Origin of the sequence: Sinorhizobium psoraleae (genome assembly GCF_013283645.1) — a bacterium.
GTDB classification, from domain to species: domain Bacteria; phylum Pseudomonadota; class Alphaproteobacteria; order Rhizobiales; family Rhizobiaceae; genus Sinorhizobium; species Sinorhizobium psoraleae.
Genome location: NZ_JABEKV010000001.1, coordinates 662415 through 679978 on the forward strand (window position 1 = coordinate 662415; position 17564 = coordinate 679978).

Genomic DNA, 17564 nt, shown 5'->3' on the forward strand with positions numbered 1-17564 from the left:
TTTGTTCGGTCGTTGATCTCAATGCAGAGCGCGCGGCCAGCCGTCAGGTAATCACGCTCGGCGCGTCGCGGCCGGTGCGCTTCTTGATCTCGGCGATCTCGTCGGCGACGGCGATCAGATCGCCGAGTGCTGCCTGCGTGTCGAGGTCGTGGCGCGCCGAGTCGGCTTCGAACCGCTCGATATAGACGCGCAAGGTTGCGCCCGACGTTCCCGTACCGGAAAGGCGGTAGACCACACGCGAGCCGCCTTTGAAGAGGATTCGGATGCCCTGGTTCTTGCTGACCGACTTGTCGACCGGATCGTTGTAAGAGAAATCGTCGGCGTTCGCGACGGCGAGCGCCCCGAAGCTCTTGCCCGGCAAGCTGGCGAGCTTGTCTCTCAGCGCTGCGATGAGACCGTTGGCGGCGTCCGTATCGACCTCTTCGTAGTCGTGGCGCGAATAGTAGTTGCGGCCGTAGGTCGCCCAGTGCTTGCGGGCGATGTCGAGCGCGCTTTCCTTCCGCACGGCAAGGATATTGAGCCAAAGCAGCACCGCCCAGAGCCCGTCCTTCTCGCGCACATGGTTGGACCCCGTGCCGGCGCTCTCCTCCCCGCAAATCGTTGCCAGACCCTCGTCGAGCAGGTTGCCGAAGAATTTCCAGCCGGTCGGCGTCTCATAGAGGCCGATGCCGAGCTTTTCCGCCACGCGGTCGGCGGCGCCGCTGGTCGGCATCGAGCGCGCGATTCCGGCCAGTCCCTTGGCATAGCCGGGCGCCAGATGCGCATTGGCGGCAAGCATTGCGAGGCTGTCCGAAGGCGTGACGAAGATGCCTTTGCCGATGATGAGGTTGCGGTCGCCGTCGCCGTCGGAGGCGGCCCCGAAATCCGGGGCGTGAGGCGCCATCATCGTTTCGTAGAGGGCGCGGGCGTGCACCAGGTTCGGGTCGGGATGGTGGCCGCCGAAGTCGGGCAACGGTATGAAATTCATGACCGAGCCTTTTGGTGCTCCCAACCGCCTCTCGATGATCTCCTTGGCATAGGGGCCGGTGACCGCGCTCATCGCATCGAAGACCACGCGGAAACCGCCGGCAATCAGCTTGCGGATTGCCGCGAAGTCGAACAGGCTCTCCATGAGTTCCGCGTAGTCGGCAACCGGGTCGATGACGGTCACCGTCATGTTCTCGACCTGGTGGGAGCTTTCCAGGTCCAGATTGACGTCGGCGACCTCGGCGATCTTGTAGCTGTCGATGACCTTGGTGCGGGCGAAGATCGCGTCCGTCACTTTTTCCGGAGCCGGGCCACCGTTGCCGACATTGTATTTGATGCCGAAATCTTCCGTCGGCCCGCCGGGATTGTGGCTCGCGGACAGCACGATGCCGCCGAAAGCCTTGTATTTGCGGATGATATTGGAGGCGGCCGGGGTCGACAGGATGCCGCCGCGGCCGACAAGCACGCGGCCGAAGCCATTCGCGGCCGCCATCTTGATGGCCTTCTGGATGACTTCGCGATTGTAGTAGCGGCCATCGCCGCCGATCACCAGCGTCTGACCCTCGAAGCCTTCGAGCGAATCGAAAATCGACTGGATGAAGTTCTCGGCATAGTTCTTCTGCTGGAACGCCGGAACTTTCTTTCGCAGGCCGGACGTGCCGGGTTTCTGATCGCCATAGGGGTTGGTGGAGACGGTTTTAATCATCTGTCTTAGCCTTTCGCGAGGAGACCGGAATAGAGCGAGGCGTAGCGTTCCGCGCTCTTGGCCCATGAGACGTCGGACTTCATGCCCTGATTCTGCAGGCGTGCCCATACTTTCGGTTCGCTGTATGCACGGAACGCGCGCCTGATCGCAAGGCGCAATCCGCCGGCGGTGATCGGCGCGAACTGGAATCCGGTGGCGACCTTGGCCGATAGCGCAGCCTCGTTGGCGTCGATGATCGTATCGGCGAGGCCGCCCGTGCGGGCGACGATCGGTACGCAACCGTAGCGTAGACCATAGAGCTGGGTGAGGCCGCACGGCTCGAAGCGCGACGGGATGATGATCGCGTCGGAGCCCGCCTGCATCAGGTGCGACAGCGCCTCGTCGTAGCCGGTTACCATGCCGATGTGTCCGCGGTGGCGTGAGGCGGCTGCAAGCAATGTGCCTTCGAGCGCCGCATCGCCCGACCCGAGGATAACCAGCTTGCCGCCAAGCGCAACGATATCGTCCACCACCTCGGCGAGAAGGTCCATGCCCTTCTGCCAGGTCAACCGGCTGACGACGCAGAAGATCGGGCCCTTGCCCTTCTCCAACGCGAAGCGTTCTTCGAGCGCCTTGCGGTTGACGGCGCGCTGCTTCAGCGTGCCGTTGCCGAAATGCCGGGCGATATGGGGGTCCTTCTGCGGGTCCCAGGTATCGGCATCGATGCCGTTCACGATTCCGCTCAGGTCCGTGACCCTGCTTGCCAGCAGGCCGTCGAGGCCCATGCCGAATTCCGGCGTCAGAATCTCCTGTGCATAGGAGGGGCTCACCGTCGTGATCGCAGTCGCCGTCTGCAGGCCGCCTTTCAGAAAGCCGACATCGCCGTAATATTCGACGAATTGCATCGAGAAGGCCTCGGGCGGCAAGCCGAGTTCGGGGAAGATCGAAGCGCCGAACTGCCCCTGGAAGGCGATGTTATGAACCGTCATCACGCTCGGCGTATCGCGCGCCGCGCCGAAATGCATGTAGACGGGCGTCAGTGCGGTCTGCCAATCGTGAACATGGACGATGTCCGGTTTCCAGCCTGGAATGACGTTGTCGCCGGCGATTTCCGCGGCCGCCAGCGAGAGGGCGGCAAACCGGCGGAAATTGTCGGGATAATCGCGCCCGGTCGCGTCGAGATAGGGGCCGCCGTCGCGCGCATAGAGCGCGGGCTGGTCGAGGACGAGGAGGTCGAGCCCGTCGATCTCAGCACCCAGAACGGACGCCGGATGGCCGAACAGGTTGTCGAATCCGGCGACTTTTTTTTTCTTCTTCAGCTTCTGCAACACCGCGGGATAGCCGGGCACAAGCGTACGCGTCCTAATACCGTGCGGGACGAGAGCCGCCGGGAGGGCGCCGACGACGTCGGCGAGCCCCCCGGTCTTGACAAGCGGATAGACCTCGGACGCAACGGACAGGATGTTCATACGCGGCAGACCTACATTCCCAGCTTGTCGATCATGGATTGCGTGATCAGGGAGACGCCACTTTCCGTGCGGCGGAAGCGCTTGGCGTCCAGTTCCGGATCGTCGCCGACGATCAGCCCCTCCGGGATCACGACGCGGCTGTCGATGACCACGTTGCGCAGCGTCGAGTGCCGACCGATCGTCACATCTGGCAGGACAACGGCATTTTCGAGCCTGGAGTAGGAATTGACGCGGACGCCGGTGAACAGCAGGCTGCGGTTGAGCGTTGCGCCCGAGATGATGCAGTCGCCGGAGACAAGAGAGGATGTTGCCGACCCGCGGCGATTTTCGTCGTCATGGACGAATTTTGCCGGCGGCTTGATCTCGGCAAAGGTCCAGATCGGCCACGTGTTGTCATAGATATCGAGTTCGGGCGTCACATGGGTGAGGTCGATATTGGCCTGCCAGTAGGCGTCGATCGTGCCCACGTCGCGCCAATAGGCTTCCCGCTCGAAGTCCGAGCGAACGCAGGACCGGGTGAAGCGGTGGGCGACCGCCTTTCCGTTGTTGACGATGTAGGGGATGATGTCCTTGCCGAAGTCGCGGCTCGACTTCGGGTCAGCGGCGTCACGGCGCAGGAGATCCATCAGGAACCTAGTGTGGAACACATAGATGCCCATGGAAGCGAGCGCCAGGTCCGGAGTGCCGGGAATTCCAGGAGGGTCGGCCGGCTTCTCGACAAAGGCGATGATGCGGTCCTCATTGTCGACATGCATGACGCCGAAGCCGGTCGCTTCCATCCGCGGCACTTCCAGGCAGCCGACTGTTACATCGGCGCCGGAGTCGACGTGCTGCTGCAGCATCAGTTCGTAGTCCATCTTGTAGATATGGTCGCCGGCAAGGATGACCATGTATTCGACGCCGTGGTCCTCGATGATGTCGATGTTCTGATAGACGGCGTCCGCCGTGCCTTCATACCATTGCGTTTCGGAGACGCGCTGACTTGCTGGCAGGATGTCGAAGCTCTCGTTGCGCTCGGGGCGGAAAAAGTTCCAGCCGCGCTGCAGGTGCCGGATCAGCGAATGTGCCTTGTATTGGGTGGCGACGCCGATGCGGCGGATACCGGAATTCAATGCATTGGAGAGCGCGAAATCTATGATGCGCGCCTTGCCGCCGAAATAGACGGCCGGCTTGGCGCGGCGGTCCGTCAATTCCTTCAGTCGACTGCCGCGGCCGCCGGCGAGAACATAGGCCATGGCATCGCGGGCCAGAGGTTGTGTACGCTTTTCCACCATTTGTCCTCCCCAATCACTGTTCCTCGAGGACGGCCAGGCGGTTCAGACGCCTCGCGGCCCACGCAAGTACTTTTCGCTTCGTCTGTCGCGCACGAAGGCGCTACTCCTGCTCCAGCATCAGTGTTGCCAAAGGCGGCAACGTGATGTTTGCGACCGTTATTCCCGTCGATTTTCTCTCCGCATGCACGGCACCGCCGTTGCCCTTGCCACTCCCTCCGTAGATCTCCGCATCGGTGTTGAGGATTTCCTTCCATCGCCCCGCCACCGGAAGCGGGATGTCGTAGCCTTCCCGGTAGATCGGGGTGAAATTGGTGACGACGGCCACGAGCTTTTCGCCCGGCGCCTTTCTGAGCCAGGCGAAAACCGAATTGTCGCGATCGTCGGCTATCAGCCACTCGAAGCCCTCGCCCTCGCAGTCGCGGGCATGCAGCGCTGCTTTCGAACGGTAGGTGCCGTTGAGGTCGCGCACGAGACGACGCATGCCTTCGTGCAGATTGTATTCGAGAAGGTTCCAGTCGAGCGCGCGCTCCTCCGACCATTCGCGCCATTGCGCGAATTCCTGGCCCATGAACAGAAGCTTCTTGCCGGGATAACCCCACATGAAGGCATAGTAGGCCCTGAGATTGGCGAACTTCTGCCAGTCGTCGCCGGCCATTTTGGCGATCAGGGATCCCTTGCCGTGCACGACCTCGTCATGCGACAGCGGCAGCACGAAATTCTCGCTGAACGCGTAAAGCAGCCCGAAGGTCATGTCGTTGTGGTGGAACTTCCGGTGCACGGGCTCGCGCGCAAGATATTGCAGCGTGTCGTGCATGAAGCCCATGTTCCATTTGAAGCCGAAACCCAGGCCGCCGGTATGGACCGGATGCGAAACCTTCGGCCAGGAGGTCGACTCCTCGGCGATCGTCAGCACCCCTTGGTGGATGCCGTAGAGCCGGGTGTTCATCGTCTGCAGAAAGCGGACGGCCTCCAGATTCTCGTTGCCGCCATATTCGTTCGGCACCCACTCGCCGTGCTTGCGCGAATAATCGAGGTAGAGCATCGACGCGACGGCATCGACGCGCAGGCCGTCGACGTGGAACTTCTCCGCCCAATAGAGGGCGTTGTTGACCAGATAGGCCAGAACCTCCTGGCGGCCGAAATTGTAGATCGCGGTGTTCCAGTCGGGATGAAAGCCCTTGCGCGGATCCGCATGCTCGTAGAGCGCCGTACCGTCGAACCAACGAAGCCCGTGCTCGTCGGTCGGGAAATGTGCCGGTACCCAGTCAAGGATGACGCCGATACCGACCTTGTGGCAGCCGTTGACGAAGCGGGCGAACCCCTCCGGTTCGCCGAAACGAGCCGTCGGCGCGTAGAGTCCTGTGGTCTGGTAGCCCCAGGAAGGATCGAACGGAAATTCGGAAATCGGCAGGAACTCGATATGCGTGAAGCCCATGTCGATGCAGTAGGGAATGAGCCGGTCCGCCAGTTCGTCCCAAGAGAGCATCTCGCCATCGTCGCGGCGCTGCCAGGAGCCTGCATGCACCTCGTAGATGGAAATCGGTTGACGGCGCGGATCGACCTCGGCCCAGTGCTGGCGATGCGCCTCGTCCGCCCATACCTGCGCGATCTCGCCCGTCGTCATTGACGCGGTGTCTGGGCGGAGTTCGGAGCGGCGGGCGAAGGGATCCGCCTTCAGCGGCAGGCGTGTCCCTTCGCTATCGAGGATTTCATACTTGTACGGCGTGCCAGCCGGCACGCCGGGAATGAAAATCTCCCAGATGCCGGTGTCGGCGCGCAAACGCATCACATGGCGCCGTCCATCCCAATCGTTGAAATTACCGACCACCGAAACGCGTCGCGCGTTCGGAGCCCAAACGGCAAAGTGGAAGCCTTCCACGCCGTCGTGCGAGATCGGATGGGCGCCCATCTTGTCGAAGAGCCTGAGATGCGAGCCTTCGCGGATGTAATAGTCGTCCATCGGTCCGAGGACGGGACCAAAGCTGTAGGGATCGACGACGATCCATTCACCACCGCTGTTGGACGCGCGATAACGGATGGGCTGTTCCTTGCGCAGCGATACGACGCCTTCGAAGAAGCCGGCATCGTCGCGGCGCTGGAGCGTGCCGATCTCCTTGCCCGAGAGCGTTTCTGCCGTCACGTCCTCGGCGCCGGGGATGAAGCAGCGGGCGACATAGCTTTTGCCGGCCGCATGAACGCCGAGAACCGCGAAGGGATTATGATGGTTGCCGGAAAGTATTGCCGCGATGTCCGGCGCTGGCAGCACACCGGACGGGGCGGGCGCTGGGTCCTTACCGGGCGAAACCGTCATCCAGCTCTCCAGATTTCGCCGGCATATTGCCGGATCGTGCGGTCGGACGAGAACCAGCCCATGCGGGCGGTATTGCGGACCGCCTGCGCGTACCAGGAGGATGGCCTGGTCCAGAGCTGATCGATCTCGCGCTGTGCCTTGGCATAGGCCTCGAAATCAGCGGCGACCATGAACCAGTCATGGTTGTAGAGCCCGTCGACAAGACCGGAGAAGCGATTTCGGTCGTCAGGCGAGAAAACGCCCGAGGCGATTGCGGCGAGCGCCTGTGAGAGCTCGCGTGAGCCTTCGATGATGGCACGCGGGTTGTGCCCCTCCGCCCGCGCTTTCGCCACTTCCTCCGCGGTCATGCCGAAGATCTTTATGTTTTCCTCGCCGACCCAGTCGCGCATTTCGACGTTGGCGCCGTCGAGCGTGCCGATGGTCAGCGCGCCGTTGAGCGCGAACTTCATGTTGCCGGTGCCGGAGGCCTCCATGCCGGCGGTCGAGATCTGTTCGGAAAGATCGGCGGCCGGCACCATCACTTCGGCGAGCGACACGTTGTAGTTGGGGATGAAGACGATCTTCAGGAGACCGCGCACGGCCGGGTCATTGTTGATGACGCGAGCGACGTCGTTCGCAAGTTTGATAATCAGCTTGGCGTTATGATAGCTGGGCGCCGCCTTACCGGCGAAGAGCTTGACGCGCGGCACCCAGTCGAGTTCGGGATGCGAGCGGATCTGGTCATAAAGCGCGACGGCCTCGATGATGTTCAGGAGCTGCCGCTTGTATTCGTGGATGCGCTTGATCTGAATGTCGAACATCGCAGACGGATCAAGCCGGATGCCGAGGCTGCTCTGGACGAGCTTCGCGAGTTTCACCTTGTTGGCGCGCTTGACGGCGGCGAAGTTCTCCTGGAAGTCCGCCTGGTCGGCAAAGGCGCCGAGCGCCTGCAGCGCCTCGGTATTGTCCATGAACTCGTCGCCGATCGCCTCGCGGATGAGACCGAACAGGCCCGGATTGCACTGCATCAGCCAGCGGCGCGGCGTGATGCCGTTGGTCTTGTTGTTGATGCGGTCCGGATAAAGCCGGTGCAGATCGGCAAAGACCGTCTCTTTCATCAGTTCGGTGTGCAACGCCGAGACGCCGTTGATCGAATGCGAACCGACAAAGGCGAGATTGCCCATGCGCACGCGCCTTTCGCCCGTCTCCTCGATGAGCGAAATACTGCGGATCTCCTCGTCGGTCGCGTGCTTCTGCCTGCGCGCTTCGATCAGGATCTTCGCGTTGATGGCGTAGACGATCTGCATGTGGCGCGGCAGCAGCCGCTCGAAGAGCGGCACCGGCCAGCTCTCCAGCGCTTCCGGCAGCAGCGTATGATTGGTGTAGGAGAAAGTGCGTCGGGTGATGTCCCAAGCCTGCTCGAAATCGAGCCCGTGAACGTCGGTCAGGAGCCGCACGAGTTCCGCGACGGACACGGCCGGATGGGTATCGTTGAGCTGGATGGCGACCGCATCCGGCAACGACGTGAAATCCGGATACTGCTGCAGATGGCGACGCAGAATGTCCTGCAGCGAGGCGGATGAGAAGAAATACTCCTGCCTCAGGCGCAGCTCCTGCCCCGAGGGTGTTGCGTCGGCCGGGTAGAGCACGCGTGTCAGGCTTTCCGCCTTGTTGCTTTCGCGCAGTGCGCCGATGTGGTCGCCGGCGTTGAAGGCGTCGAGCAGGATCGGATCGATCGGCTGGGCACCCCAGAGGCGCAGCGTGTTGACGCGTTTCGCGCGCCAGCCGACGGCCGGCGTATCGAAGGCGGTGGCGATGACGCGTTCGGCCGGCTTCCAGACGTAGCGCTGAACTTCCTCGTCGATGTTGACGGTTTCCACGCCGCCGCCGAAACCGATTTCATAGGAACTTTCGCGCCGTTCGAATTCCCAGGGATTGCCGTGGGCGAGCCATGTCTCGGGCAGTTCGACCTGCCAGCCGTCGGCCATCTGCTGACGGAACAGGCCATGCATGTAGCGGATGCCGTAGCCATAGGCCGGTACATCGACGGTCGCCATGGATTCCATGAAGCAGGCGGCAAGGCGGCCGAGGCCGCCATTGCCGAGCGCTGCATCGGGCTCGAGCCCGGCGATCACGTCGATATCGACGCCGAGTGACGCCAGTGCGTCACGCATTTCGTCCATCAGGCCGATATTCGTCATGGCGTCGCGCATCAGGCGGCCGATGAGAAACTCGAGCGAAAGATAGTAGACGCGCTTGGCGCCGGTCGCATAGGTCTTCCGGGTCGAATCCATCCACTTGTCGGTGATGCGGTCACGGGCGACGAGAATGGCGGCCGTGAGCCAGTCATGCGGCTTGGCGACTTTCGGGTCCTTGCCTATGCGGTATTTGAGGCGTTCGAGGATCTCCACCGCGAGTTGGCCTGGCTCGGACGACCTCGGCGCGGGATGCGGCAGTTCGGAGGTGGAGAGCCGGTTCATCATAAGAAATGTCATACCTTTTTCTGTTTGCCCTTTTTGCGTGTGGGAGACCGCGGGCCGGAGCCGACCGGGAGAGATAAGGCAATTTATGCATCGATCCGAAGCGCTTGCAACAGGTGTTTTTAAAAGGATTAAAACAGCGCATGCTTGTGCGCGGGGCGGTTCGCAACGCGTTTTTCGGTCGGCGACACAAAGAAAAATGCCGCCCGCTGGAGCCGGACGGCATGGCAATCCAGGTCTCGATTCGATTATTCGGTGAGGCGCGAGACCATGGCGGAGGCTCGCTCGCCGATTGCCTTGAAGGCGGCGACGAGGTCAGCCGCTTCCTCGGCTTCGAAATAATGCGAGATTGAGGAAGCGCAATACTTCAGCAGAGCCTGGCCGCGGTCCGGTGCCATGAAGGCAACGCTGTAGATCTGGACCTTGTTGGCCTTTGCGATGTCGCACCAGTACTTGGTGACGGTGTCGTCGTTGGCGTAGTTGTTCTCGCCATCGGTCATGAAGACGATGTATTTCGTCGGAATCTGGCCGTTCTTGCCGTTGTGCGCCGTGTCTTCCGTCGATGCGATCACCTTCTGATAGGCGGTCTTGAAGGCGTTGCCCGAGGCCGTGCCGCCGGTCGCGACCAGTGCGTTGACATAGGCAGCCGCGCCGGTCGTTCCCCAGGCGAGGCTGCCTGCGGGATCCTGCGACGCGTTGTAGGACACGGCGCCGGTGCGAACATAGATCGAACCCGGATCGGCGAGCAGGAGTTGGGCAAAGAGATCGCCAGCGGCCGTTTTCAGCGCGTTGATCTTGGTGACGTAGCACGGGCTGGTCGCCGACAGGTTCGGATATCTGCCCCAGTTCGCCTCGGTATAATTGGGGCACTTGGACTTCGTCGTATCGACCGTATTCGTCTTCCAGGCCATCGATCCCGAGCGGTCGAGCACGAGATACATCGACAATGCGTTCTTGCTCTCGGTCGCGCTTTCCGCCGTTGCCCGCGTTTCAAGCTCGATCGAATCCGTGCCGAGGAGGCGCGTCATCGCGTTGAACTGGATCAGATGCTTGTTGACGATCGAGACCTTGAAGGATTTCCCCTTGGTGCCGTTGGGCGTCTCGATGATGTTCACCTCCGAGACATTGATATCGTCCCAATCCGGCGTCTCGGAAGTTGGCGTTGGGCTGTCCGCCGCCCGTGTGGTCGGCGTTCCTTCCGGTTCGCCCTCGGCAGGACTGTCCGTCGCGCTGGAGCCCGCCATCTGCGCCTTCAGGAACTTGCGCGCGATCAACTTGGCCGCTTCGATGTTGGGCTGTTCATTGGAGACCAGCGCGGAAGCCGCGGCCAGCGCTGCGGCATCGGTCGCGTCCTGAAGCTGGTTCTTGGTCATCAGCATGTTGGCCATGTCGATGGAAACGCCACCCGCGGCCAACAGCAGCGGCGCCACCAGTGCCGTCATCATTCCGAAATTGCCGCCGCGGTCCTTCAGCATCATGCCGAAGGACCGGCTCACCATGGATCGTCTTCCCATCTCCGCACACCCCAAGAAGTTCATTGCAGCTTGGGGCGGACATCTAGCGGCGACACGTTACGGTCCCGTTCAGCCGATTGCTTGAATTTTAGCGAATTGCGCGAAAGTCCATGATTTCAACCGGTTTCCCGGCGGTTTGGTTGCTCCGAAATGGGACCCGGCTGTGTCAATTCGGATCAATCGACGGGAATGACGTCAACCGCCTGCTCCGTCGTCTGGCTGCCATAGCTTTTCAGGACGCCGATGACGGGCGCGACGTCGCCATAGTCGCGCCCGTGGCCGACGACGATGTGATCCGTGCCGGCCGGAATATTGTTCGTCGGGTCGAGTTCCATCCAGCCGCCGGCGGTGCCACACCAGAATCGAACCCAGGCATGCATGGCGTCGGCGCCTTCCAGCCGCTCCTTGCCGGGCGGCGGCAAGGTTCTGAGGAAACCGCTGACATAGCCGGCCGGAATACCGAGACTGCGAAGAGCGACAATCATCACATGGGTGAAATCCTGGCAGACGCCGCGCTTGAGCTTGAAGGCTTCCGCAGCCGTCGTGTTCACGGTCGTCGCCTCGGCGTCGTAGACGAAGTCGCGGTGGACGCGCTCGCAGATCGCCGCCCCGATCTGCCGTACGGTCATTCCCTCGCCAGCGATCGTGCGTGCGTAGGCCGCGATCTCGGGAGCGTCCGGCAGGAGAGGGCTCGGCCCGACGAAGTGGTGGGGAGCCTCCGCGTCGACGGACCAGTACGCGGCGAGCTGAGCCGGCAGACCCGCAAGGGGCGGAGAAAGATCGGCGGTGAGCGCCTGCGCTTCCACCTGAACGCGCGCCTGCATGCGAATGGCCAGGCTGTCGTGCACGGAACGGAAAAGAATCGACGTGGTCGGATTGGCGAAGAAGTCCACGCTTTCGACCCGCTCGCCCGGGGTCGGTTGGCAGCTTATCGAGCCGACGACAAGGCGTTGACGGCCTGGAATCGAGGCCGGCAGCACACGCACGAGATGGCGCCCGCCGGCAACCGGAACCTCGTAGCCGTAGGTGATCTTCAGATTGATATCGTAGAGCATCAAGGCCGCGCCCTCAGCCGAGATAGGTTTGCGCGAGCAGATCCGAGAGCCGTTCCAGGTCCCGTTCGAGCTGCTTGTAGACGGTTGCGGTCATGGCCTCCGGCGTCATCACCGCAAGGCCGGAATGAAGCCGCATGGTCTCGCGGTAGAAGGGAGACATCTGGCCGTTGACGAAGGCGTTCGGCAAGAGCTCGACCTCCGTCTTGATCTCGTTCAACTGATAGAGGATCGAGCGCGGATTGAGCGGATCGAGGGCGAGCAGGTCGGTGACGGTCAAGGCCGCGGTGTTGACGTTGTAGCGGCGGCGGTGGGTCATGACGCTGTCGCCGATCTCGAGCAGCATGTCATAGGCTCCGTCCGGAGCCTCAGGTCCCGACATGTGCCCGAGCAGGCGGGTCATGTGCAGGCCGCGCTCGATGTAACGACCGATCGACAGGAAACGCCAGCCGGTGAAGCGATACATGTTTTCGTGGACGAGACCGGCAAACCCGGCGAGCTTGCGCAACAGAATCGTCATCGCATGCGTGGCGTCGTCGCCGGCCTGTACGGTTGCGTGGAACTTCCGCGCCGTCCGCGACAGGTCGTTGAGAGCCAGCCAACCATCGGGCGAAAACCGGTCGCGGATGTTGCCTGCGCTGAAGAGTGCGCTGTCGATATTGGCAAGCAGGCTGTCGGGCACCGGCTGGCGCGCGTTGATGTCGAGGGCGGCCAGATAGTCGGTGACGTCCTTCAGAAGCGGCATATTCGGGTCGGCGGCTTCGGCGAAGCGTCCGTGCCAGGCGCGAAGGATTCTGAGGGCTCCTTCCGCCCGCTCGATATAACGGCCGAGCCAGAAGAGATTGTCGGCCGCGCGGCTCGGCAGGCTGCCCGGCATGTTGCGCGTGAAGCTTTCCTCGGCCGGGAGCAGCGTCGTGCGCTCGACCGGCTTGTCACTGACGATCCAGACGTCGGCGGTCGTGCCACCCGCCTTCATCGCGATCGCAGCCACGTCGTCGCCGGAGCCGATGCGCGCAAAGCCGCCAGGCATGATCTGCCAGCCGTCGCGCGTGCGCGCGGCAAAGACCCGCAAGCTCATCGGCCGCGGCGTCAGCCGGCCGCGCACCCAGGCGGGCGTCGTCGAGAGCGTGACGACTTCCTGACCCACCAGCTTGCCGCCACCGGTCCCAAGGCGCTCCGCAACGGAGCTGCCTCCCTCGCAAAGCGAAGTACCAAGAATGGATTGTCCGTTGTCGTCGAAGAACGGGCGGGTCGAATAGGCAGGGCCGATCACCATGCGCTCGATATTGCCGGCGACATTGTCGCGTTCGGACTGCTGTCCGCACCACCATGTAGCGATTGACGGCAGCTTTTGCTCTTCGCCGAGCAAGTGACGGCAGATCGCCGGCATGAAGGCGAGAAAGGCGCGCGTTTCCAGGATGCCGGAGCCGAGCGCATTGACGATCGAGACGGAGCCGGCCCTCAGCGCCTCGACGATCCCGGGCGTGCCGATATGGGAGGACTGATTGAGTTCGAGCGGATCGGCGAAGGCGGCGTCGAGGCGTCGCCAGAGCACGCCGACGGGCTTGAGGCCGGCAACGGTGCGAACCATGACCCGGCCGCCGACGACCGTCAGGTCCTCGCCCTCGAGCAGCATGAAGCCGAGATAACGGGCGATATAAGCGTGTTCGAAATAGGTCTCGTTGGCGATGCCGGGCGAGAGGACGGCAATGCGGTCGTCCGGATGTTGTTTTCGAGCCTGGAGCGTATCGCGAAAGGCGCCGAAGAAGCCCGCCAATCGGTGCACGTGGGTTTCGGCATAGAGGTTGGAAAAGGCGCGCGTGGTCGCAACGCGATTTTCCAGCGCGAAGCCGGCCCCGGAGGGAGCCTCGGTCCGGTCGGAAAGCACCCACCAGTTGCCGTCCGGTCCGCGGCCGATCTCGAAGGAACAGAAATGCAGGAAATGTCCGTCGGCCGGATTGACGCCGACGAGAGGGCGCAGGAACTCAGGATTGGAGGCGACGAGGGCGGGGGGCAGCAGCCCTTCCTGCACCAGCCGGTTTTCGCCGTAGATGTCGGCGACCACGCGTTCGAGCAGTTCGGCGCGCTGAATCAGCCCTTGCGAAACGACCGCCCATTCCGCCTCGTCGATCAGGACGGGAATGTGGGATAGCGGCCAGCTCCGTTCAGAACTCCCCCGGCCGCCATAGGCTCGATAGAAAACACCGGCATCGCGGAGGTAGCGGTCGGCGCGGGCAAAGCGGTTGGCGAGATCCGTTTCGTCCAGACGGCCAAGCGTCGAGAGCAGCCGCTGCCAGACCGGTCGGACATTGCCGTGCGGATCGAGCATTTCGTCGGCGACACCCGGAAGGGCGCGATAACCGAACACCGGGTCATCGAGCCGATCCTGCTCTGTCGCCTCTGCCGTCTGTTTCTTCGCCATCTACACTCCTGCCGGACGTCTCAGGTCGAGCGTCAGCGGAAATTCTGCCGGCGGGCTTTCGGGTTGGAGTCGATATCCGCCGGTGGTGTGGCCCCAGGGTTCGAAGCGCGCCAGACGGCGCGCCTCGGCCTCGTTGCCGTTGACCGGAAATGTCTCATAACTGCGCCCGCCGGGATGCGCCACATGATAGATACAGCCGCCGATCGCCCGATTCGACCATGTATCATAAATATCGAATGTAAGGGGAGTGTTGACCGGCAGCACCGGATGCAGGCCGGAGGCGGGCTGCCAGGCCTTGTAACGGACGCCTGCGACGGCCACGCCGCCTTTCCCGGTCCTTGAGAGCGGCACGGGACGGCCATTGCAGGCGGCCGTGTAGCGGTCCGGATTGGCGGTTTCGAGCTTGACCTGCAATCGCTCGACAGAGGAATCGACATGGCGCACGGTGCCGCCGATCGCGCCTTGCTCTCCCATCACGGGCCACGGTTCGAGCGCCTGGCGGAGTTCGAGCTTCGCCTCTTCGTATTCGACCTCGCCGCAGAAGGGGAAGCGGAATTCGAGCTGAGCCTCGAACCATTCCGGCCTCAGATCGAAGCCGTGGGCGCGCAGGTCGGCGAGCACGTCGAGAAAATCCTGCCAAACATGGTGCGGCAGCATGAAGCGATCGTGCAGGACCGTGCCCCAACGCACGAAACCGCCGTCGATCGGGCTTTTCCAAAAGCGAGCGATGAGCGCGCGGACGAGCAATTGCTGGGCGAGCGACATGCGTGCGTTCGGCGGCATCTCGAAGCCGCGGAACTCGATCAGCCCGAGCCGCCCGGTCGGTCCGTCCGGAGAGAACAGCTTGTCTATGCAGATTTCGGAGCGATGCGTATTGCCGGTGACGTCGACGAGCAGGTTGCGGAACAGCCGGTCCACCAGCCATGGCAAGGGGGGCGGGCGATCGGACCCGGGAGGCGGCACCTGCGCAAGTGCGATCTCCAGCTCGTAGAGCGAATCGTGGCGCGCCTCGTCGATGCGCGGCGCCTGGCTGGTCGGCCCGATGAAGAGGCCGGAAAAGAGATAGGAGAGCGAAGGGTGACGCTGCCAGTGGAGCACGATGCTCTTCAGCAGATCCGGCCGGCGCAGGAAAGGACTGTCGTTGGGGCTGCGGCCGCCGACAACCACGTGGTTGCCGCCGCCCGTTCCCGTATGGCGGCCGTCGATCATGAACTTGTCGGTGCCGAGCCGGCTCTGACGGGCCTCCTCGTAGATCGCCGTGGTGATGTCGACGCATTCCCGCCAGTTGGCGGCAGGATGGATGTTGACTTCGATCACGCCGGGATCCGGAGCGACGCGGATGACGTTGATGCGCTCGTCCTGCGGCGGCGGGTAGCCTTCGATATGCACCGGAACACCGAGCGCGGCGGCGGCGCGCTCGGTCGAAGCGATGAGATCGAGATATTCCTCGATGCTCGTCGTCGGCGGCATGAAGATGCAGAGCCGGCCGTCGCGCGGCTCGACGCTGATCGCCGTGCGGACGGCCCCGTCGATCTCGTCGCGCGGGGACGGGAGCGGCGTCTGCGGCTCCTCGGACGGCTGGAAGCGAGAGTGCTGCGCTCTGCCGCGGTTTTCGGTGAAGCCGGGCAGGTCGTCCCGCGGAACGGTCGGATCCACCGGATTGACATAGGGGTAGGCGGAGGGTGCGATATAGGGCAGCGAGCCGAGGGGCAGGCGATAGCCGACCGGGCTGTCGCCGGGAACGAGGAAAATCCGGCCGCGCCGCGTCTTCCATTTCTCGCTCATCCATCGTGGTCCGCCAGCACGCGCGTTCCAGGCCTGCACCGGCAGAACATAGCCCGTCGGGGTCGTCAGGCCGCGTTCGAAGACGCGGGCAAGGCGGCTGCGCTCCTCGGGATCCTTGAGCTTCGAATTGGAAGGATCGACATTGTCCGGAAGGTTCGCCTCCTTGATGATCCACTCGGCCGGATCCTCGTAGGCCGGGACGACCATGTCCGCATCGACGTCGAGTTCGCCGGCGATCGCGACGAGCAGGCGCTCGGCGTCCCGCTCCGCGATCTCGTGCCGGCCGTTTTCCTCGGCGATCAGCTTAGCCTCCCGCCAGATCGGTACGCCGTCCTTGCGCCAGTAAAGGGAAAAGGTCCAGCGTGGCAGGCTTTCGCCCGGATACCACTTGCCCTGTCCATAATGCAGGAAGCCCCCCGGCGCGAAGCGGTCGCGCAGGCGGCGAATGAGCGTGTCGGCCTTCTCGCGTTTCGTCGGACCGACTGCAGCCGTGTTCCATTCGTCGGATTCGAAATCGTCGATCGAGACGAAGGTCGGCTCGCCCCCCATGGTCAGGCGCACGTCATTTTCGGCGAGGACGCGGTCGACCTTGTCGCCAAGCGCGTTCAGCGCATCCCAGCTCTCGTCGGAGAAAGGCTTGGTGATGCGGGGATGCTCCGCAACGCGGGCGACCTTCATGTCGAAGGCAAAATCGGTCCTCGTATCCGGGTCGCCGAAGAACTCGCCGGATATGGGCGCGGCGTTTCGATAGTGCGGGGTGGCAGCAAGCGGAATGTGGCTCTCTCCGGTAAGCAGGCCGGAGGTTGGATCGAGCCCGACCCAGCCGGCACCCGGAAGGTAAACCTCGGCCCATGCGTGAAGGTCGGTGAAATCGTATTCGGTGCCGGAGGGGCCGTCGAGCGCCTTCAGGTCCGGCGTAAGCTGAATGAGGTAGCCGGAGACGAAACGGGCGGCAAGGCCGAGGTTGCGAAGGATCTGTACCAGCAGCCAACTCGAATCGCGACACGAACCCTTGGCACTGCCGAGTGTCTCTTCCGGCGACTGGACACCCGCCTCCATACGGATGACATAGCCGATTTCCTTCTGAAGCCGCGTGTTGAGGCCGACCACCATGTCGATGGTGCGCTGGCGCGATCGGTCGACGCTCTCCATGAATACCGAAAGTCTTGGCCCCATCGGCTCCGGCGCCATGTAGATCTTCAAATCCTCGCTGAGGTCTTCGGGATAGCGGAAAGGCCAGTGCTCCGCTTCCTCCTCGACGAAGAAATCGAACGGATTGTAGACGGTCATGTCGGCGACCAGGTCGACCTCGATCTTCAATTCCGTCACCGGATCGGGGAAGACGTAGCGGGCGAGGTAGTTGCCGTAAGGATCCTGCTGCAGGTTGACGAAGTGGTTGGCAGGCGAGACCTTCAGCGAATGGCTGATGACCTTGGTCTTGGAATGCGCCGCCGGCTTCAGCCTGATGATTTGTGGTGTGAGCCTTACCGGCCGGTCATAGGTGTAGTGGGTGAGGTGGTAGACACTGGCCTTGATCGACATGCAGATTTTTCCCCTCGATGGCCGGTCCGTTGCCGGCCATTCGAGAGAATTTTGTGCAATGCGAAGAAAGAAAGCAAGCCGAAAC

General features: G+C 62.9%; 9 protein-coding genes. All 9 read right to left on the reverse strand.

What is annotated here, in order from left to right; genetic code table 11:
* Nucleotides 1–43: 43 nt before the first annotated feature.
* Complete coding sequence (locus tag ILFOPFJJ_RS03005) at nt 44–1672, reverse strand: alpha-D-glucose phosphate-specific phosphoglucomutase (RefSeq protein ID WP_173509086.1); 1629 nt, start codon at nt 1670–1672, stop codon at nt 44–46.
* 5 nt (nt 1673–1677) lie between these two features.
* Nucleotides 1678–3120 (reverse strand): glycogen synthase GlgA, encoded by a 1443-nt coding sequence (gene glgA / locus ILFOPFJJ_RS03010; protein ID WP_173509087.1) that lies wholly within the window; start codon nt 3118–3120, stop codon nt 1678–1680.
* Nucleotides 3121–3131: 11 nt separating this feature from the next.
* Nucleotides 3132–4394: a glucose-1-phosphate adenylyltransferase gene (glgC, locus tag ILFOPFJJ_RS03015; RefSeq protein ID WP_173509088.1), complete on the reverse strand. Its 1263-nt coding sequence runs from the start codon at nt 4392–4394 to the stop codon at nt 3132–3134.
* A 100-nt stretch (nt 4395–4494) separates the two neighbouring features.
* On the reverse strand, nt 4495–6705 hold the full coding sequence (gene glgB, locus ILFOPFJJ_RS03020; RefSeq protein ID WP_173509089.1) for a 1,4-alpha-glucan branching protein GlgB: 2211 nt from the start codon (nt 6703–6705) through the stop codon (nt 4495–4497).
* The gene (locus tag ILFOPFJJ_RS03025) at nt 6702–9179 is read right to left on the reverse strand and encodes a glycogen/starch/alpha-glucan phosphorylase (protein ID WP_376741380.1); all 2478 of its coding nucleotides are present in this window, start codon (nt 9177–9179) and stop codon (nt 6702–6704) included. Before ILFOPFJJ_RS03025 ends, glgB begins: the two co-directional genes overlap by 4 nt.
* A 233-nt stretch (nt 9180–9412) precedes the next feature.
* On the reverse strand, nt 9413–10678 hold the full coding sequence (locus ILFOPFJJ_RS03030) for a vWA domain-containing protein (protein WP_173509090.1): 1266 nt from the start codon (nt 10676–10678) through the stop codon (nt 9413–9415).
* Nucleotides 10679–10854: 176 nt separating this feature from the next.
* Nucleotides 10855–11733: a transglutaminase family protein gene (locus ILFOPFJJ_RS03035; protein WP_173509091.1), complete on the reverse strand. Its 879-nt coding sequence runs from the start codon at nt 11731–11733 to the stop codon at nt 10855–10857.
* Between the two features lie 13 nt (nt 11734–11746).
* Nucleotides 11747–14152 carry a circularly permuted type 2 ATP-grasp protein gene (locus tag ILFOPFJJ_RS03040; protein ID WP_173509092.1) on the reverse strand — a complete coding sequence of 802 codons (2406 nt, stop codon included), beginning with the start codon at nt 14150–14152 and terminating at the stop codon, nt 11747–11749.
* Nucleotides 14153–17479: a transglutaminase family protein gene (locus ILFOPFJJ_RS03045; RefSeq protein ID WP_173509093.1), complete on the reverse strand. Its 3327-nt coding sequence runs from the start codon at nt 17477–17479 to the stop codon at nt 14153–14155.
* Between the last annotated feature and the right edge of the window lie 85 nt (nt 17480–17564).

Coding starts and splice junctions, on each gene's coding strand:
- ILFOPFJJ_RS03005 (WP_173509086.1), bottom strand. CDS start 1,672: ATGATTAAAACCGTCTCCACCAACCCCTATGGCGATCAGAAACCCGGC.
- glgA (WP_173509087.1), bottom strand. CDS start 3,120: ATGAACATCCTGTCCGTTGCGTCCGAGGTCTATCCGCTTGTCAAGACC.
- glgC (WP_173509088.1), bottom strand. CDS start 4,394: ATGGTGGAAAAGCGTACACAACCTCTGGCCCGCGATGCCATGGCCTAT.
- glgB (WP_173509089.1), bottom strand. CDS start 6,705: ATGACGGTTTCGCCCGGTAAGGACCCAGCGCCCGCCCCGTCCGGTGTG.
- ILFOPFJJ_RS03025 (WP_376741380.1), bottom strand. CDS start 9,179: ATGACATTTCTTATGATGAACCGGCTCTCCACCTCCGAACTGCCGCAT.
- ILFOPFJJ_RS03030 (WP_173509090.1), bottom strand. CDS start 10,678: ATGGGAAGACGATCCATGGTGAGCCGGTCCTTCGGCATGATGCTGAAG.
- ILFOPFJJ_RS03035 (WP_173509091.1), bottom strand. CDS start 11,733: ATGCTCTACGATATCAATCTGAAGATCACCTACGGCTACGAGGTTCCG.
- ILFOPFJJ_RS03040 (WP_173509092.1), bottom strand. CDS start 14,152: ATGGCGAAGAAACAGACGGCAGAGGCGACAGAGCAGGATCGGCTCGAT.
- ILFOPFJJ_RS03045 (WP_173509093.1), bottom strand. CDS start 17,479: ATGTCGATCAAGGCCAGTGTCTACCACCTCACCCACTACACCTATGAC.